We start from the raw sequence: 14,862 nt of genomic DNA on the forward strand, positions 1-14,862 counted from the left end.
CCTGAATTCTCGCCGCAAAATTTTGGAGTGTTTGATATGGACGCGCGAGCCCCTCATCTTGACGACATCGAGCATGCAACGCCCGGCTGGCGTCCCGCGGGATGCGATCGCGTGGCTTTGGTGCTGCAAGGCGGCGGCGCACTCGGTGCCTATCAGGCCGGCGTCTATCAGGCGCTGCACGAATCCAACATCGAACCCGACTGGGTCTGCGGCGTCTCGATCGGCGCGATCAACTCGGCGATCATCGCAGGCAATCCTCCGGAGAAGCGGCTGGAGCGGCTGCACACGTTCTGGGACCGCATCACCAGCCGCAAGATCTGGCACTACACGCCGGATGGCGACATCTTCCGCAAGGCGCGCAACCTCACGAGCTCATGGCTGACGACGACGCTCGGGCAACCCGGCTTCTTCACCCCGCATCAGACCAATCCGTGGCTGAGCCCGGCCGGCGCGCGCACCGCCACCAGCTATTACGACACCACGCCGTTGCGTGAATCGCTGCTCGAGCTGGTCGATTTCGACCGCATCAACTCCAAGAAGATGCGCTTTGCGGTCGGCGCGGTGAACGTGCTCTCCGGCAACTTCATCTATTTCGACAACGCCCATGACGAGATCATCCCCGAGCACATCATGGCGAGCGGCGCGCTGCCGCCGGCGCTGCCGATGGTGAAGGTCGGCACCGATCATTTCTGGGACGGCGGCATCGTCTCAAATACGCCGCTGCAGCATTTGCTCGACCAGGAGGACAACGCCAACTCGCTGGTGTTCCAGGTCGACCTGTTCTCGGCGCGCGGCGTGCTGCCGCGCGATATCCAGGACGTGATGGCCCGCCACAAGGACATCATGTATTCGTCGCGCACCCGCTACAACACCGACGTCTACCGCAAGACCTACAATCTGCGCACCGCCCTGCACAACGCGCTCGGAAAAATCCCCGACGACCAGCTCTCGGACGAGGAGCGCCAGCTCAAGAAGGCGAACAGCCGGCTGCCCGGGATCACGCTGCTGCAGCTGATCTATCAGCAGAAGGCCTACGAGGGCGACGCCAAGGACCACGAGTTCTCCGGCACCTCGATGCGCGAGCACTGGGCGAGCGGACACGAGGACACCAAGCGCTCGCTCAAGCGGCGCGAATGGATCAAGATGCCCGAGAACGGCATGGGCATCGTGATCCACGACGTACATCGGGAAGCGGAGTAGGACGGATTGTCATTGCCGGGCTTGCCCCGGCAATCCATCCCGCTTCGTAAGAATCTCTCGAAGAATGATGGATGCGCGGGTCAAGCCCGCGCATGACGCGTTGGGTTCGCGGAGCCCTACGGCCGCGTCGACATGTTGCTCGGCGGCCCGACCTTGCGGATCGGCTCGGCCAGGCGCGCGAACTCGCAGAGCAGCGAGCGCGTCTTGCGCGGATCGATCACCTCCTCGACCCAGAATTTTTCGGCCGAGCGGAACGGCGAGCGCAGCTTGTTGAGGCGATCCTCGATCTCGCGCAGCTTGGCGGCGGGATCTTCGGCCGCATCGATCTCGGCGCGATAGGCCGCCTCGATGCCGCCCTCCAGCGGCAGCGAGCCCCAATAGGCCGACGGCCACGCATAGCGCATCGAGAAGCGGTTGGCCGGCTGATGCACCACGCCGGCAACGCCAAAGGCGTTGCGGATGATGATCGTGCACCACGGCACCGTGCTCTGGTTGACCGCCGCCATCGCCCGTACGCCGTGGCGGATGGTCGCCGACTTCTCCGCCTCGAGCCCGATCATGAAGCCGGGGCAATCCATCAGATAGACCACCGGCAGATGGAAGGTCTCGGCGAAGTCGACCCAGCGCACCACCTTCTGGCACGCATCCGCGGTCCACGAGCCGCCATAGTGGAACGGGTCGCTGGCGAGCAGCAGCACCGCCCTGCCCTCGATCCGCGCCAGTCCCGTGATGACAGGCCGGCCGAAATTGGCGGCGACCTCGAAGAACGAACCCTTGTCGACGACGGCCTCGATGATCGGCCGCATCTTGTAGACCTGCCGGCGGTTGCGCGGCACGGCCTTGAGCAGCGACTCCTCGGCGCGCTCGGGATCATCGGTGCAGGGAATGGTCGGCGGCAGATCGTAGACCGACGCTGGCAGATAGGACAGGAAGCGCCGCGCGTAGTCGAACGCCTCCTCCTCCGTCTCGACCGCCTGATCGATCGCGCCGGCGCGGGTCTGGATGTCCGCGCCGCCGAGCTCCTGCTTGGTCAGATCCTGGCCGAGGCGCTTCACCACCGGCGGGCCGGCGACGAACATCGCCGAATTCTTGGTCATGACCGAGTAATGCGTGGCCGCCAGCCGCGCAGCACCGAGGCCTGCGACCGAGCCGAGGCCGAGGCCGACCACCGGCACCCGCGCCAGATTGGCGGTCGTGTACCAGTACCAGCGCGTGCCGCCGACGCCGCCGGGCAGATTGGCCGCGCCCCTGGTCTCGATGGTCTTCACCGAGCCGCCGCCGCCGGAGCCTTCGATCACACGCACGATCGGCAGGCGGAAATCATGCGCCATCTCCTCCGCCATCAGCGGCTTGGCGGAAATCGATGCATCCGCCGAGCCGCCGCGCACGGTGAAGTCGTCGCCGACCACGACCACGGTGCGGCCGTCGACCTTGGCGCGGCCGAACACGCAGTTCGCAGGTGTCAGATGCTTGAGTTCGTTGCTCTCGTCGTATTCGGCGATGCCGGAGATGGCGCCGACCTCGTGGAAGCTGTTCTGGTCGACGAGCTTGTCGATGCGCTCACGAACCGTGAGCCGGCCCTGGTCGCGTTGCCGCTTGACCTTGTCAACGCCTCCCATCTCCCGCGCGAATGCTTCGCGCCGGGCGAGGTCGTCGAGTTCCGGCTTCCAGTTCATTCACTACTCCCGTCTTGATGATTTTGTTGTTGTTATGGGTGGTCACCGGAAGCGATTTGCGTTCGATCCGATTGCTGAAGATGTCGCCGTCGGCGCCTTCGAGCAGGCTGCCGAGCGCGGCGGCGAGTTCGACCATCTGCGGCGCGACCTCGCGATGCAGCCTCGCCTCGTCATACATCGCCGAGAGCAGGCCGATCGTGGTGACCACATAGGTCTGATACTGCGGCGACCACAGCGGCACCGCGACGCCGTTGATGTGCGGGCTCCACAGGCCGCAGGCGACGACGTAGCCGTGCTCCTGCAAATGACGGCGGTTGGCCTCGATGCGCGGCGTCAGCATTTTGGCGCCTTCAGGCAACTCGCCCTCCATCTCCGCGATCAGCGCGTCGCCGATCGCAGGATCGAGCGCGGCCGTGTAGGCGTGGCCGGCGGCGGTGGTCGCCATCGAGATGCGGCTGCCGGTCGCCTCATGCAGGCCGAGCGCGTTGGCGGCGCGGGCGAACTCCAGATAGACCAGATGAAAGCGGTCGGGGATCACGAAGCCGACGGTGCCGGGCAACTGATCGGCGACATCCTGCAAACGCAGCCGGATCAGATTGCGCAGCTGCAACCCCTTCATCATCGTGGTGCTCATCGCGACCGCGCTCGGACCGATCCGATATTTCTGGTCGCGCGGCAGATAGACGAGCTGTCCCATCCGCGTCAGCGTGTGCGTCAGCCGCGACACCGTCGAACGCGGCAGACCGCAGCGGTTCGAGATTTCGAGATTGCCGAGCCGCGCCTCGTGCCCCTCGAAGCACCGCAACACATCGAAGGCGCGCGACACCACCTGGATGACATCGCCATCGCCTGTCTCGCTGGCGAGCATTCCCTGCCTGCTAAGCCGTTCCGAGCGCCGTCCCATTTGTTTTGGCTCCATTCCGTCATGCGGAATAAAATTCCACTTGCAGATGAAGCTACCTCAGGCAATCTGCCACCACAACAAAAAGCCGTTCGCCGGATGAAATTTCCGCAAGACGGTAGCGGAGAGTGGAATGCCAGAGATCAAGGTTGTGACCGAAGTTGCCGGCCGCGTTTGCGCGCTTCCTGTTGAAGCCGGCAACAGCATCGGCGATGGCGACGAGATTGCGTTCGTCGAGGCGATGAAGATGGAGATACCGGTCACATCGACGACAGCAGGCAAAATCAAGTCGATTTTGGTCAAGATCGACGATGTCATCGCCGAGGGCCAGGCGATCGCGATCGTCGAGACCTGACGGCGGGTTGTCCATCCGCGCCGCACGGACCAAATTCCCAGGCGTCGCGTGTCGGTGGCGGCTCCCCTTGGAGCCGCGCGGGGCCGGACGCTGTTTCGCTTTCGAAACGTTTTCGACCCAGAAGTTTCGCATAACGAAACAAATACCGAGCAACCGCTCGCTTTGTGAACATCTGTTCGAAAGCCGGCGGCTCGTCCGATGCAGCCGCCTCCCGTCTGACGTCGAGGCGCGCTCGGTTGCGCGCGCCCTGATTGCGATGCACAACAGAAGGCGATGAAACAATCGCCTCCTCCCGTCACTGCCTCTACCGTCAACTGGGCCCGCTCGCAGCCGCCGCTGCTGCGGTTTCTGCACACTTGTTACGCAGACTTCCTGCCGGAGGACGCCGGTGCGGTGGCCGACTACATCCCCGAGCTCGGCAAGGCCGACCCTGCCCATTTCGGCATCAGCCTCGCGACGCTCGACGGCCATGTCTACGAGGTCGGCGATACCCGGGTGCCCTTCACCATCCAGTCGATGTCGAAGCCGTTCGTGTTTGCCCTCGCGCTGGACACGCTGGGTGCCGAGCGGGTGGAGAGCGTGATCGGCGTCGAACCGTCCGGCGACCCCTTCAATTCGATCCGGCTCAACGCCGAGAACCACCCGTTCAATGCGATGGTCAACGCCGGCGCGATCGCCTGCTCCGGCCTGCTGCATGCCGAGAAGGGCGACGGCGCGTTCGACTATATCCGCCAGGCGCTCGGCCGCTTCGCCGGCCGCGAGCTCGACGTCGACCATGCGGTCTACACCTCCGAGAGCGCGACCGGCGACCGCAACCGGGCGATCGGCTATCTCCTGCGCACCAACAGCGTGATCACCGAGAACGTGCCTGCGGTGCTCGACGTCTATTTCCGGCAATGCGCCATCCTGGTCACCGCGCGCGACACCGCCGTGATGGCAGCGACGCTGGCCAACCGCGGCATCAATCCCTTGACCGGCGAGCAGGTGGTGACGCCCTATGCGATCGCGCGCACGCTGTCGGTGATGACCTCGTCGGGCATGTACGACTACGCCGGCGAATGGATCTACCGTGTCGGCATCCCCGCCAAGAGCGGCGTCGGCGGCGGCATTCTGGCGGCGCTGCCGGCGCGGCTCGGGCTCGGCAGCTATTCGCCGAAGCTCGACAAGCACGGCAACAGCGTGCGCGGCATCAAGGTGTGCGAGACGCTGTCGGCACATTACGACCTGCACATGCTGAACCGCAGCGACGATGCCCGCCACAGCATCATCGCCGACTACAATATCGGCAAGAACCCGTCGCGGCGGGTGCGCCGGCCGCAGGAGCAGGAGATCCTGGCCAGGCACTTCCAGGAAGTCCGCGTGATCGAACTGGTCGGCACGCTGTCGCTCTCCAATGTCGACTATGTCTCGCGCCGCCTCGCCGGCAGCCCGCGGCCGGAGTTCGTGATCTTCGACCTGCGCCGCGTCACCGCGACCACCCGCGCCGGCGCCCGGCTGGTCGCGGAAGCCTTCCAGGAACTGGCAGAACTCGGCGTCACCGTGGTCCTGTCAGGCATCAAGCGGACCTCGCGCGAATGGGACACGATCAGCGAGTGGACCAGGCGGCTCGGCAACATCAGGGATTTCTATCTGCTCGATACCGCGATCGAATGGGCCGAGGACCAGATCGTCTACCGGTATGGCGGCTCGATCGACTTCCTCGAGACGACAGAACTTGCCGAGCAGCCGCTGCTCGCCGGACTGAACGACTCTGAGATCGCCGACCTCGCCACGCTGTGTACGGTCAGGACGTACCAGCCGAACCAGAAGATCATCGCCGCGGGCAGCGAGGCGGCCTCGCTGTTTTTCCTGCGCAGCGGCGTGGTCCACGTCACCCTCCCCGACGGCATCCGGCTCGCGACGCTGACCGCCGGCATGGCGTTCGGCGAGATGGCGCTGCTGGAGCCGAACCGCTCGGCGGACGTGGTCGCCGACTTGTCGGCCACCGCCTACGAGGTCGCGATCAAGGACTTCGAGCGCTTCCGCGAGCAGCATCCGCGCGCCGGCGAGCGGATCATGCGCAACCTCGCACAGATCCTCGCCGAGCGGCTGATCGTGGCCAATGCGAAGGTGGACTTGCTGACGTCGGGGTAGGTTTCTGTCACGCTGCGCGAGGGTATGTGCAACTCGTCATGCCCGCGCTTGACCCGGGCATCCACGTCTTGGCGCTGACCGCGAAGAAAGACGTGGATGGCCGGGTCAAGCCCGGCCATGACGTCAGAGGGTGCATGCACTCCGGCCTCTCCCCGCATCCGCGGAGAAAGGATCAGCTCACCACTTCCGTCACCGGCTGCATGTCGATCTCGAACGTCTCGAGGAATTTCGACGTCATGATGTAGAAGCCGACCGAGAGCTGCAGCTCGATCAGCGCGGCCGGTGTCAACAGCGCCGCGATCGCCTTGAAGGTCGCGTCGGTCGGCTTTTTCAGCTTGACGATCTCGTCGGTGAAGGTCAGCGCCGCGCGCTGCACCTCGTTGAAGCAGGTCGCGGGCTGCCAGTTCTCGAGCGCAGCGTTCTGCTCGTCGGTGACGCCGACATTCTTGCCGATGCGCTTGTGCGCGACGATCTCGTAAGGCGCCTCGCAGAGAATGCCGGTGCGCGTGATCGCAAGCTCGCGCACGATCGGATCGAGTTCGCCCTTGTGGCGGATCGCGCCGCCGAGCCGGCAGTACTGCTCAAAGTAGCTCGGCGAATGCGCCATCATGCGGAAGATATTGGCGTTGCGGTTCTTGTCGAGGATCTCGCGGGTGCGCGGGCTTGCCTTCGCGGGATCGGAGTAGTCGATACGGGCCATTTCCTAACCTTGATCTTGTGTCGTTTCTGTCGGGTTCCAAACAGTATCGGTCGGCCGTCGCAGGAGCAACACGCGCGAGTCAAATTGCCGCCGCATTCAAAGACAACCCTGTCACAGTCGATATTCGCTGAGTGGGGACTCGTCAAAGCGAATGCTCGACGCGGGGTGTTCCGAGTAGAAAATCTGGCCGTCGCGCGCTCTTCGAGCGCAACGATGAGTCACGCCCAAGTCTAGGGGAAACGCATGAAGGAAGCCACCAAGAGGGCGGCCTCGGAAGCGCTTGCGCAAATGCTGGCGGTGACGGCGATGCTCGTCATCGCCAGCGTCATTTTCTACTGGCACTGAGGCATGATCCCGAAAAGTGTGTAGCGGTTTTTCGGAAAGATCATGTCTAAACAAGTTATTCGTAAACTATGAGGGGCGAGAGCGAACCAGTTCAGCCTGGTGTTGCGTTCTGACCGGATCGTTCAGCCCCTCATTTCGCCTTTGCGAAATACGGAACCAGCCGTCCCGCGAATTGCGTGAAGCGCGCCGAAACCTTGTCGCCGATGGCAAGGTCGTTGTCGCCATGGGCCATCATGCGAAAGCCCTCGTCGGCATCCACGAGCACGATGTTATAGGGCACATGCGCCCGCGTTTCCGGCGTCGCGGCACGGCAGACCAGCGACGTCGCATACACCGTCCCTGCCCCGCTCGCGCGATGCTCGGCGAGGTCAGGCGAGCCGCAGGGGGCGCAGAAGCTGCGGCGGAAATATTGCCGCGCGCCGCAGCCGTTGCAGGTCTGGTAGACGATGGCCTCACTGCCCTTGGTCCAGTCGGCGATCGGTCCGCTCATCGCACGCGCTCCAGGAACATGCTGACATGCGACGACAGCACGCCGCCGTCACCGTGCAGCAGCGCGACCGAGGCGTCGCGCACCTGACGATTGTCGGCGCGGCCTGTCATCTGCAGGTGGGTTTCGACCAGATGCGCCATCGCACCGCCGACGCCGCAATGACCGTAGCTGAGCAGGCCGCCATGGGTGTTGAGCGGCATCTCGCCATCCCGATTGAAATAGCCGGCGCGCACCCGCGCCGCCGCCTCGCCACGCCCGGCGAGACCGAGGTCTTCCAGCAGCATCGCGAGCGTGATGGTGAAGCTGTCGTAGACCGCGGCGTAACGCACGTCCGGGATCGCGATGCCCGACGCCGCCTTCGCCTTCGCGATCGAAATCTCGGCGCCGAGTTCGCTCAGCGCGGGCGCCGCCGTGACGTGCTGATGGGTATGCGCCTGGGCGCAGCCGCGGACGCGCACCCGCTGCTCTCCGGTCGGCTCGCGGCTGATCACGCAGGCCGCGCCGCCATCGGACACCGGGCAGCAGTCGAGCAGTTTTAGGGGCATCGCCACCGGCTTCGAAGCCATCACGTCGGCCACCGTGATCGGATCGTGGAATTGCGCGCCGGGATGCGTCAGTGCGTGCTTGCGCATCAGCACCGCGAACTCGGCGAGGTCCTCCTGCGTGAGCCCGTATTCATGCATGTAGCGCGTCGCGACCAGGCCGTAATAGGCCGGAATCGTCGGCCCCAGCGTCACCTCGTAATCGGGATGGCCGACCTGGGCCAGCGCCTGGATCGAGGCGTCGCGGCTCTGCCCGGTCAGCCGGTTCTCGCCGCCAACCACCAGCACGTGCTTCGCGACGCCGGCATCGACCAGGTGATGCGCCAACATGGTCATCGCAAGCCCGGTGGCGCCGCCGACCTGCACGGCATGGGCATAGGACGGGCGGATGCCAAAGTGTTCGGCGAACACGGTCGCCAGCATGATGTGCGGCGACACCGTGGAGTAGCCGCACAGGATGCCGTCGATATCGGAGCGCTTCAGCCCGGCATCTGTAATCGCAAGCTCGGCCGCCTTGCTCATCAGGTCGAGCGAGGACAGGCCGTCATGCTTGCCGTAGGATGTGAGGCCGACGCCGGTGACGAAGCTCATCTGTTCACCTCCCCTTGCAAAGGGGAAGTCTGCTTGCGCGAGCAAGCCGGGTGGGGATCTGTCTCCGCACCCTGCGATCTCGCCTGTGGCGGACCCCCACCCTGCCCTCCCCCTTTCAGGGGGAGGGAAAAGACAACGATGTGGCTGCGCGGGCCCATTCTCATCAATACGACTTCGGAAGGCCGAGCACCTTCTCGCCGATGAAGCTGAGGATGAGCTGAGGGCTGATCGGCGCGATGCGCGGGATCAGCGATTCCCGCAAGTAGCGCTCGACGTGATACTCCTTGGCGTATCCGAAGCCGCCATGGGTCATCACCGCCTGCTCGCAGGCATGGAAGCCGGCTTCCGCCGCGAGATATTTTGCCGCGTTCGCGGCCGGGCCGCACGGCAGGTTCTGGTCGTATTGCCAGCCGGCGCGCAGCACCATCAGCCAGGCCGCCTCGAGCTCCATCCAGCACTTCGCCAGCGGATGCTGGATCGCCTGGTTCATGCCGATCGGGCGGTTGAACACGATGCGGCCCTTGGCGTATTCCGACGCCCGCTTCAGCGCGATCTGGCCGAGGCCGACGGCTTCGGCCGCGATCAGGATGCGCTCCGGGTTCATGCCGTGCAGGATGTATTCGAAGCCGCGGCCCTCCTCGCCGATCCGGTCCTCGACCGGAATTTCAAAGTTCTCGAAGAACAGCTCGTTGGAGTCGACGGGCTTGCGGCCCATCTTCTCGATCTCGTGCACGGTGACGCGCTTGCGATCGAAATCGGTGTAGAACAGGCTGAGGCCGTGGGTCGGGCTCTTCACCTCCTCCAGCGGTGTGGTGCGCGCGAGCAGCAGGATCTTGTTGGCGACCTGCGCAGTCGAGATCCACACCTTCTGGCCGTTGACGATGTATTTGTCGCCCTGGCGCACCGCGCGGGTCTTGAGCTGCGTGGTGTTGAGGCCGGTGTTCGGCTCGGTCACCGCGAAGCAGGACTTGTCGCGGCCGTCGATGATCGGCGGCAGCATGCGCTGGCACTGCTGCTTGGTGCCGAACACCACCACCGGGTTGAGCCCGAACACGTTCATATGCACGGCGGAGGCGCCGGACATGCCGGCGCCGGATTCCGAGATCGTGCGCATCATGATCGCAGCATCGGTGATGCCGAGCCCGGAGCCGCCATATTCCTCGGGGATGCAGATGCCGAGCCAGCCGGCATCCGCCAGCGCGCGGTGGAAGTCGGCCGGATAGCCGCCCTCCTTGTCCTTCTTCAGCCAGTAGGCCTCGTCAAAGCGCGAGCAGATTTTTGCCACCGCATCGCGGATCGATTCCTGGTTGGCGGAGAGTGCGAAATCCATCTGTCGTCTCCTATGCCTTCAGCGCCTTGGCCGCGCCGTCGCGCACCATCGCCGCGATCTCGTCCGCCGAGAAACCGGCCTCGCGCAAGATCGCTTCACTGTGCTCGCCGAGCCGCGGCGCCAGCCGGTTCGGCTCGACCTTGGTCTCCGACCACCGCGCCGACGGCGTCATGCTGCGGATACGGCCTTCGGTCGGATGCTCGACCACCGGGAAGACGCCGGTCGCGACCATATGCGGGTCTTCCAGCAGGCTCTCGAGATCGTGCATCGGCATGACAGGCACGTCGGCCTTCTCGAGGATCTCGTTCCACTCGGCCGTGGTTTTGGTCAGCAGGATGCGCGCCAGCTCGGCATAGACCACATCGATGTTGGTGGCGCGGCCGGCGAAGGTCGCGAATTTCGGATCGCTGCGCAGATCGTCGCGCCCGGTCGCTTTGAAGAAATTCTCCCACTGCTTGTCGTTGTAGACGATCACGCAGATATAGCCGTCCTGTGTCTTGTACGGCCGCCGGTCCGGCGAAAGGTGGCGCGCATAGCCGCCCTTGTCGAGCGGCGGATCGTAGGTCAACCCGCCCATGTGATCGCCCATGACGAAGCCGGCCATGGTCTCGAACATCGGAATGTCGACGCGCTGCCCCTGCCCGGTGCGGTCGCGGTGCACCAGGCTCGCGCAGATCGCACCGACCGCGGTGAGGCCGACGATGCGATCGACCAGCGCATTCGGCACGTAGCGCGGCACGCCGTCCGAGGTCTGCGCCATCAGCGCCGGCAGCGCGGTCGCGCCCTGGATCAGGTCGTCATAGGCGGGCTTGGCGGCATACGGCCCTTCCTGGCCGAAGCCGAACACGCCGGCATAGATCAGCCGCGGATTGACCTCGGCGACGACGTCGTAACCGAGCTGCAGCCGCGCCATCGCCTGCGGGCGCACATTGTAGACCAGCACGTCGGCTTTCGCGATCAGCCGCAGCACGGCTTCGCGCCCGGCCGGCTTCTTCAGATCGAGGCAGATCGAGCGCTTGCTGCGGTTGGTGTTGAGGAATACCGGTCCCATGCCGGGATGCCGGGTCGGACCGATCTGCCGCGTGACGTCGCCGTCGGGCGATTCCACCTTGATGACGTCGGCGCCGTAGTCGCCAAGCATCTGCGTGGCATAGGGGCCCATCAGCACGGTCGTCATGTCCACGACCTTGATGCCCTGCAACGGTCCCATCGTCCTGCTCGCTCCCCGGCTGTTCTGGATTGAAGCCTAGTAACGGGAGGTCTTTGCCGAGATCAAGCTGCGCCGGGCGTATGGGCGTATGCGCGCCGGCGGCCGGGCCGTTTCCGCGCGGCGGAACGCGGGCTAAGCGCACCCGCCGCCGTTCGAACTCCAGTCACTGCCCGGTCATCGCCTCGCGCGCCTTCAGGAGCTTTTCCAGTTCCGCGTTCTGCTGCTCGAGCCGCTCGGCGATGCGTTCCTCGACTTCGGCACCCGCGGCGCCTGCGGCCTGCTCGATCAGCTGCCTGATGTTGTCCCGGAGGATCGCGATGCGATCGTTCACTTCCGACAGCGACAGCGACGTCTCGATTCCCATGGTCCGTTCTCCCGGTGGCGGGCGCGGACAGCTTAGCGCGACGGAAGGCGGCGGCCTATCCCTTAACCGCTCTGGTGACCCCAATCCCTCCGTTGCATGGAGTTGTTTTCGATGTTTTCGATTCAACCCGGCCTCATCGCGCCTTAGCCCACGCCTTTGGCCATCATTTCCCGCAACGCGGTCTTCAGCACCTTGCCGTAATTGTTCTTCGGCAGGGCCTCGAGATAGACGTAGCGCTTCGGCCGCTTGAAGCGGGCGATCGCGGCGAGGCAATGCGCGTCGAGCTTGCCGTCATCGGCGCTGGCGCCGTCCTCCAGCACGACGCAGGCGACGACGATCTCGCCCCACTCCGGATCGGGCACACCGATCGCCGAGACTTCACGGACGTCCGGATGGGTCAACAGGGCTTCCTCGACCTCGCGCGGATAGATGTTGGTGCCGCCGGAGATGATCACGTCCTTGGAGCGGTCCGACAGCGTCAGGAAGCCGTCGGCATCGAGCCGGCCGACATCGCCGGTGTGCAGCCAGCCATCCCTGAGCGTCTCGGCATTGGCCTTCGGATTGTTCCAGTAGCCGAGCATCACGGTTAAGCCCTTGACCTCGATCTCGCCGGTCTCGCCTGCGGGCAGTGGCGTGCCGTCCTTGCCGGTGATGCGCACGGTGACCACGCTCTGCGCGGTGCCGACCGAGGCCAGCCGCTCCAGATAGCGCGGATGATCGCTTGCGCGGTGCCAGTCGCGCGACAGCGCCGTGATCGTCATCGGCGACTCGCCCTGGCCGTAGATCTGCACGAAGCGCTGGCCCATGGTCGCCATGGCGTCGCGGATGTCGGCGGTGTACATCGGACCGCCGCCATAGATGATGGTGCGCAGGCCATCGCCGTTCTCGCCGCGCTTCCTGGCGGCATCGACCAGGCGGCGCACCATGGTCGGAGCCGCGAACATCACGACATTGTCGAGTTGGCGGCCGAGATTGAGCACCTCGTCCGGATCGAAGCCGCCGGACTCGGGAATGACATGCCGGCCGCCCATGCGGACATGCGGGAAGTTGTAGAGCCCTGCGCCATGCGAGATCGGCGCCGCGTAGAGCGAGGCATCGTTGGGCGTCGCCGGGTCGACGTCGGCGAGATAGCACAGCGACATCGCCAGCAGATTGCCGTGGCTCAGCATCACGCCCTTGGGACGGCCTGTCGTGCCTGATGTGTAGAACAGCCACGCCAGATCATTGGTTTCGCGCGGCAACGGTGCTGGCGCGCCCTCGCCGCTTCGCATCGCCTTGTAGGCGGCGCTGTCGAGCGACAGCATGGTCATGCCGGCGGGGCAGTCGTCCTTCGCTTCGCTCAATGCTGCAATCGTGTCATCGGAGACGAAAGCGAGCTTGGCACCGCCATTGCCGCAGATCCACGCCGCCTCGCGGCCATGCAGCTTGGCATTGATCGGGATCGCGGCGGCGCCGATCCACCAGATGCCGTAGAGGCATTCGAGATACTGCGTGCAATTGGTGGCAAACAGCGCGATCCGGTCGCCGGCGGCGACCCCGTGATCGCGCGCCAGCGCCGCCCCGATCGAGGCGGCGCGGCGGGCAAAGGTCGCGTAGTCGGCGTCGAGGTCGAAGCCGGTCAGCAGCGCCGGCGCGTCGGGTCGCGCCCGCGCCGTCGCCGCCAGCCATTCGGCAATGTTCATCGCGGTAGCCCCAAGCAAACTGTCATGCCCGGGCTTGACCCGGGCATCTACGTCTTTGGTGCCACATAAGGAAGAAAGACGTGGATGGCCGGGTCAAGCCCGGCCATGACGAACGGAGAGAATGTCGCCTACTTCGCCGGCTCGAGGATCGAGACGTAGTTGGCGACCGCAGCGCCGCCCATGTTGAAGATGCCGCCGATCTGCGGGTTCTTGAGCTGCATGCCCTCGGGCGCCTGCCCGGTGAGCTGCATCGCGGTCATCACATGCATCGAGACGCCGGTGGCGCCGATCGGATGGCCCTTGGCCTTGAGGCCACCGGACGGATTGACCGGCAGCTTGCCGTCCTTCTGGGTCCAGCCTTCCATGATCGCGCGTGCGCCCTGGCCCTTCGGCGTCAGGCCCATCGCTTCATATTCGATCAGCTCGGCCACCGTGAAGCAGTCGTGGGTCTCGACGAAGGAGAGATCGGAGAGTTTGAGGCCGGCCTTGTCCAGCGCGCGCTGCCAGGCGGTGGTGCAGCCTTCGAACTGCAGGATGTCGCGCTTCGACATCGGCAGGAAATCCTGCGCATGCGCAGTGGCGCGGATGTTCACCGCCTTGCCCATGGATTTGGCGGTCTCGGCATCGGTCAGTACCAGCGCCGCGGCGCCGTCGGACACCAGCGAGCAATCGGTGCGCTTCAGGGGACCGGCGACAAACGGGTTCTTGTCACTCTCGGCGCGGCAGAACTCGAAGCCGAAATCCTTGCGCATCTGCGCGTAGGGATTGGCGACGCCGTTCTTGTGGTTCTTGGCGGCGATCATCGCCAGCGCATCCGACTGGTCGCCGTATTTCTGGAAATAGGCCTGCGCGATCTTGCCGAACACGCCGGCGAAGCCGCCGACCGTGTCGCCGTCCTCGGGCAGATACGACGCCTTCAGGAGGTTCTTGCCGATCTCCGGGCCCGGCGTCTTGGTCATTTGCTCGACGCCGACCACCAGCACGATCTTCGCGGCACCGGCCTCGATGGCGCGGATGCCCTGGTGCACGGCGGCCGATCCGGTGGCGCAGGCGTTCTCGACGCGGGTCGTCGGTTTGAAGCGCAGCGCGGGATTGGCCTGCAGCACCAGCGAAGCCGTGAAATCCTGCGGCGAGAAGCCGGCGTTGAAATGGCCGAGCATGATCTCGTCGACGTCGGATGCGGTGATGCCGGCGTCAGCCAGCGCCTCGTTGGCGACCTTGACCACGAGACCTTCAACGGTCTCTGCGTCGAATTTTCCGAATGGCGTGTGCGCCCAACCCACGATGCTGGCGGTCATGGCCGTATCTCCCTGTTCCTGTTCAGGGAGTTATGTAGCGTATCT

General features: G+C 65.1%; 13 protein-coding genes. 3 read left to right on the top strand and 10 right to left on the bottom strand.

Annotated features, from left to right (window positions below; translation table 11 throughout):
* Window positions 1-36 precede the first annotated feature (36 nt).
* On the top strand, window positions 37-1,200 hold the full coding sequence (locus tag BI327_RS12230) for a patatin-like phospholipase family protein (protein ID WP_076860464.1): 1,164 nt from the start codon (window positions 37-39) through the stop codon (window positions 1,198-1,200).
* Between the two features lie 116 nt (window positions 1,201-1,316).
* On the opposite strand, the gene BI327_RS12235 is transcribed toward BI327_RS12230, so the two are convergent.
* Together BI327_RS12235 and BI327_RS12240 are read right to left on the bottom strand one after the other, a co-directional pair.
* Window positions 1,317-2,876, bottom strand: a complete 1,560-nt coding sequence (locus BI327_RS12235) for an acyl-CoA carboxylase subunit beta (RefSeq protein ID WP_076860465.1) — start codon at window positions 2,874-2,876, stop codon at window positions 1,317-1,319.
* On the bottom strand, window positions 2,806-3,780 hold the full coding sequence (locus BI327_RS12240) for an IclR family transcriptional regulator (RefSeq protein WP_076860466.1): 975 nt from the start codon (window positions 3,778-3,780) through the stop codon (window positions 2,806-2,808). The genes BI327_RS12235 and BI327_RS12240 overlap by 71 nt, the downstream gene beginning before the upstream one ends.
* A gap of 130 nt (window positions 3,781-3,910) precedes the next feature.
* On the opposite strand from BI327_RS12240, the gene BI327_RS12245 reads away from it, so the two are divergent.
* Together BI327_RS12245 and glsA are read left to right on the top strand one after the other, a co-directional pair.
* The gene (locus tag BI327_RS12245) at window positions 3,911-4,132 is read left to right on the top strand and encodes an acetyl-CoA carboxylase biotin carboxyl carrier protein subunit (protein WP_076860467.1); all 222 of its coding nucleotides are present in this window, start codon (window positions 3,911-3,913) and stop codon (window positions 4,130-4,132) included.
* 273 nt (window positions 4,133-4,405) lie between these two features.
* Window positions 4,406-6,265 (top strand): glutaminase A, encoded by a 1,860-nt coding sequence (gene glsA, locus BI327_RS12250; RefSeq protein ID WP_076860468.1) that lies wholly within the window; start codon window positions 4,406-4,408, stop codon window positions 6,263-6,265.
* A gap of 172 nt (window positions 6,266-6,437) precedes the next feature.
* Here the strand turns inward: glsA and BI327_RS12255 are convergent, their stop codons facing one another.
* From BI327_RS12255 to BI327_RS12290, 8 genes are all read right to left on the bottom strand, one after another.
* Window positions 6,438-6,965: a carboxymuconolactone decarboxylase family protein gene (locus tag BI327_RS12255; RefSeq protein WP_076860469.1), complete on the bottom strand. Its 528-nt coding sequence runs from the start codon at window positions 6,963-6,965 to the stop codon at window positions 6,438-6,440.
* Between the two features lie 475 nt (window positions 6,966-7,440).
* The gene (locus tag BI327_RS12260; protein ID WP_076860470.1) at window positions 7,441-7,800 is read right to left on the bottom strand and encodes a Zn-ribbon domain-containing OB-fold protein; all 360 of its coding nucleotides are present in this window, start codon (window positions 7,798-7,800) and stop codon (window positions 7,441-7,443) included.
* Window positions 7,797-8,933 (bottom strand): thiolase family protein, encoded by a 1,137-nt coding sequence (locus BI327_RS12265; protein WP_076860471.1) that lies wholly within the window; start codon window positions 8,931-8,933, stop codon window positions 7,797-7,799. Before BI327_RS12265 ends, BI327_RS12260 begins: the two co-directional genes overlap by 4 nt.
* Before the next feature lie 163 nt (window positions 8,934-9,096).
* A complete protein-coding gene (locus BI327_RS12270) occupies window positions 9,097-10,263 on the bottom strand; it encodes an acyl-CoA dehydrogenase family protein (RefSeq protein WP_076860472.1) in 1,167 nt (388 codons plus the stop codon).
* 10 nt (window positions 10,264-10,273) lie between these two features.
* The gene (locus BI327_RS12275; protein ID WP_076860473.1) at window positions 10,274-11,473 is read right to left on the bottom strand and encodes a CaiB/BaiF CoA transferase family protein; all 1,200 of its coding nucleotides are present in this window, start codon (window positions 11,471-11,473) and stop codon (window positions 10,274-10,276) included.
* A gap of 163 nt (window positions 11,474-11,636) precedes the next feature.
* A complete protein-coding gene (locus BI327_RS12280; RefSeq protein ID WP_024582174.1) occupies window positions 11,637-11,837 on the bottom strand; it encodes a hypothetical protein in 201 nt (66 codons plus the stop codon).
* Window positions 11,838-11,980: 143 nt separating this feature from the next.
* Window positions 11,981-13,519 carry a class I adenylate-forming enzyme family protein gene (locus BI327_RS12285; protein WP_076860474.1) on the bottom strand — a complete coding sequence of 513 codons (1,539 nt, stop codon included), beginning with the start codon at window positions 13,517-13,519 and terminating at the stop codon, window positions 11,981-11,983.
* A gap of 128 nt (window positions 13,520-13,647) precedes the next feature.
* Entirely contained in the window at window positions 13,648-14,817 is a 1,170-nt protein-coding gene (locus BI327_RS12290) for an acetyl-CoA acetyltransferase (RefSeq protein WP_076860475.1), read from the bottom strand.
* Window positions 14,818-14,862 lie beyond the last annotated feature (45 nt).

Source organism: Bradyrhizobium mercantei (assembly GCF_001982635.1).
GTDB classification, from domain to species: Bacteria; Pseudomonadota; Alphaproteobacteria; order Rhizobiales; family Xanthobacteraceae; genus Bradyrhizobium; species Bradyrhizobium mercantei.

Bases quoted from the DNA above. Each gene is read 5' to 3' on its own strand.
- BI327_RS12230 (WP_076860464.1), top strand. From the start codon at position 37: ATGGACGCGCGAGCCCCTCATCTTGACGACATCGAGCATGCAACGCCC.
- BI327_RS12235 (WP_076860465.1), bottom strand. From the start codon at position 2,876: ATGAACTGGAAGCCGGAACTCGACGACCTCGCCCGGCGCGAAGCATTC.
- BI327_RS12240 (WP_076860466.1), bottom strand. From the start codon at position 3,780: ATGGGACGGCGCTCGGAACGGCTTAGCAGGCAGGGAATGCTCGCCAGC.
- BI327_RS12245 (WP_076860467.1), top strand. From the start codon at position 3,911: ATGCCAGAGATCAAGGTTGTGACCGAAGTTGCCGGCCGCGTTTGCGCG.
- glsA (WP_076860468.1), top strand. From the start codon at position 4,406: ATGAAACAATCGCCTCCTCCCGTCACTGCCTCTACCGTCAACTGGGCC.
- BI327_RS12255 (WP_076860469.1), bottom strand. From the start codon at position 6,965: ATGGCCCGTATCGACTACTCCGATCCCGCGAAGGCAAGCCCGCGCACC.
- BI327_RS12260 (WP_076860470.1), bottom strand. From the start codon at position 7,800: ATGAGCGGACCGATCGCCGACTGGACCAAGGGCAGTGAGGCCATCGTC.
- BI327_RS12265 (WP_076860471.1), bottom strand. From the start codon at position 8,933: ATGAGCTTCGTCACCGGCGTCGGCCTCACATCCTACGGCAAGCATGAC.
- BI327_RS12270 (WP_076860472.1), bottom strand. From the start codon at position 10,263: ATGGATTTCGCACTCTCCGCCAACCAGGAATCGATCCGCGATGCGGTG.
- BI327_RS12275 (WP_076860473.1), bottom strand. From the start codon at position 11,473: ATGGGACCGTTGCAGGGCATCAAGGTCGTGGACATGACGACCGTGCTG.
- BI327_RS12280 (WP_024582174.1), bottom strand. From the start codon at position 11,837: ATGGGAATCGAGACGTCGCTGTCGCTGTCGGAAGTGAACGATCGCATC.
- BI327_RS12285 (WP_076860474.1), bottom strand. From the start codon at position 13,519: ATGAACATTGCCGAATGGCTGGCGGCGACGGCGCGGGCGCGACCCGAC.
- BI327_RS12290 (WP_076860475.1), bottom strand. From the start codon at position 14,817: ATGACCGCCAGCATCGTGGGTTGGGCGCACACGCCATTCGGAAAATTC.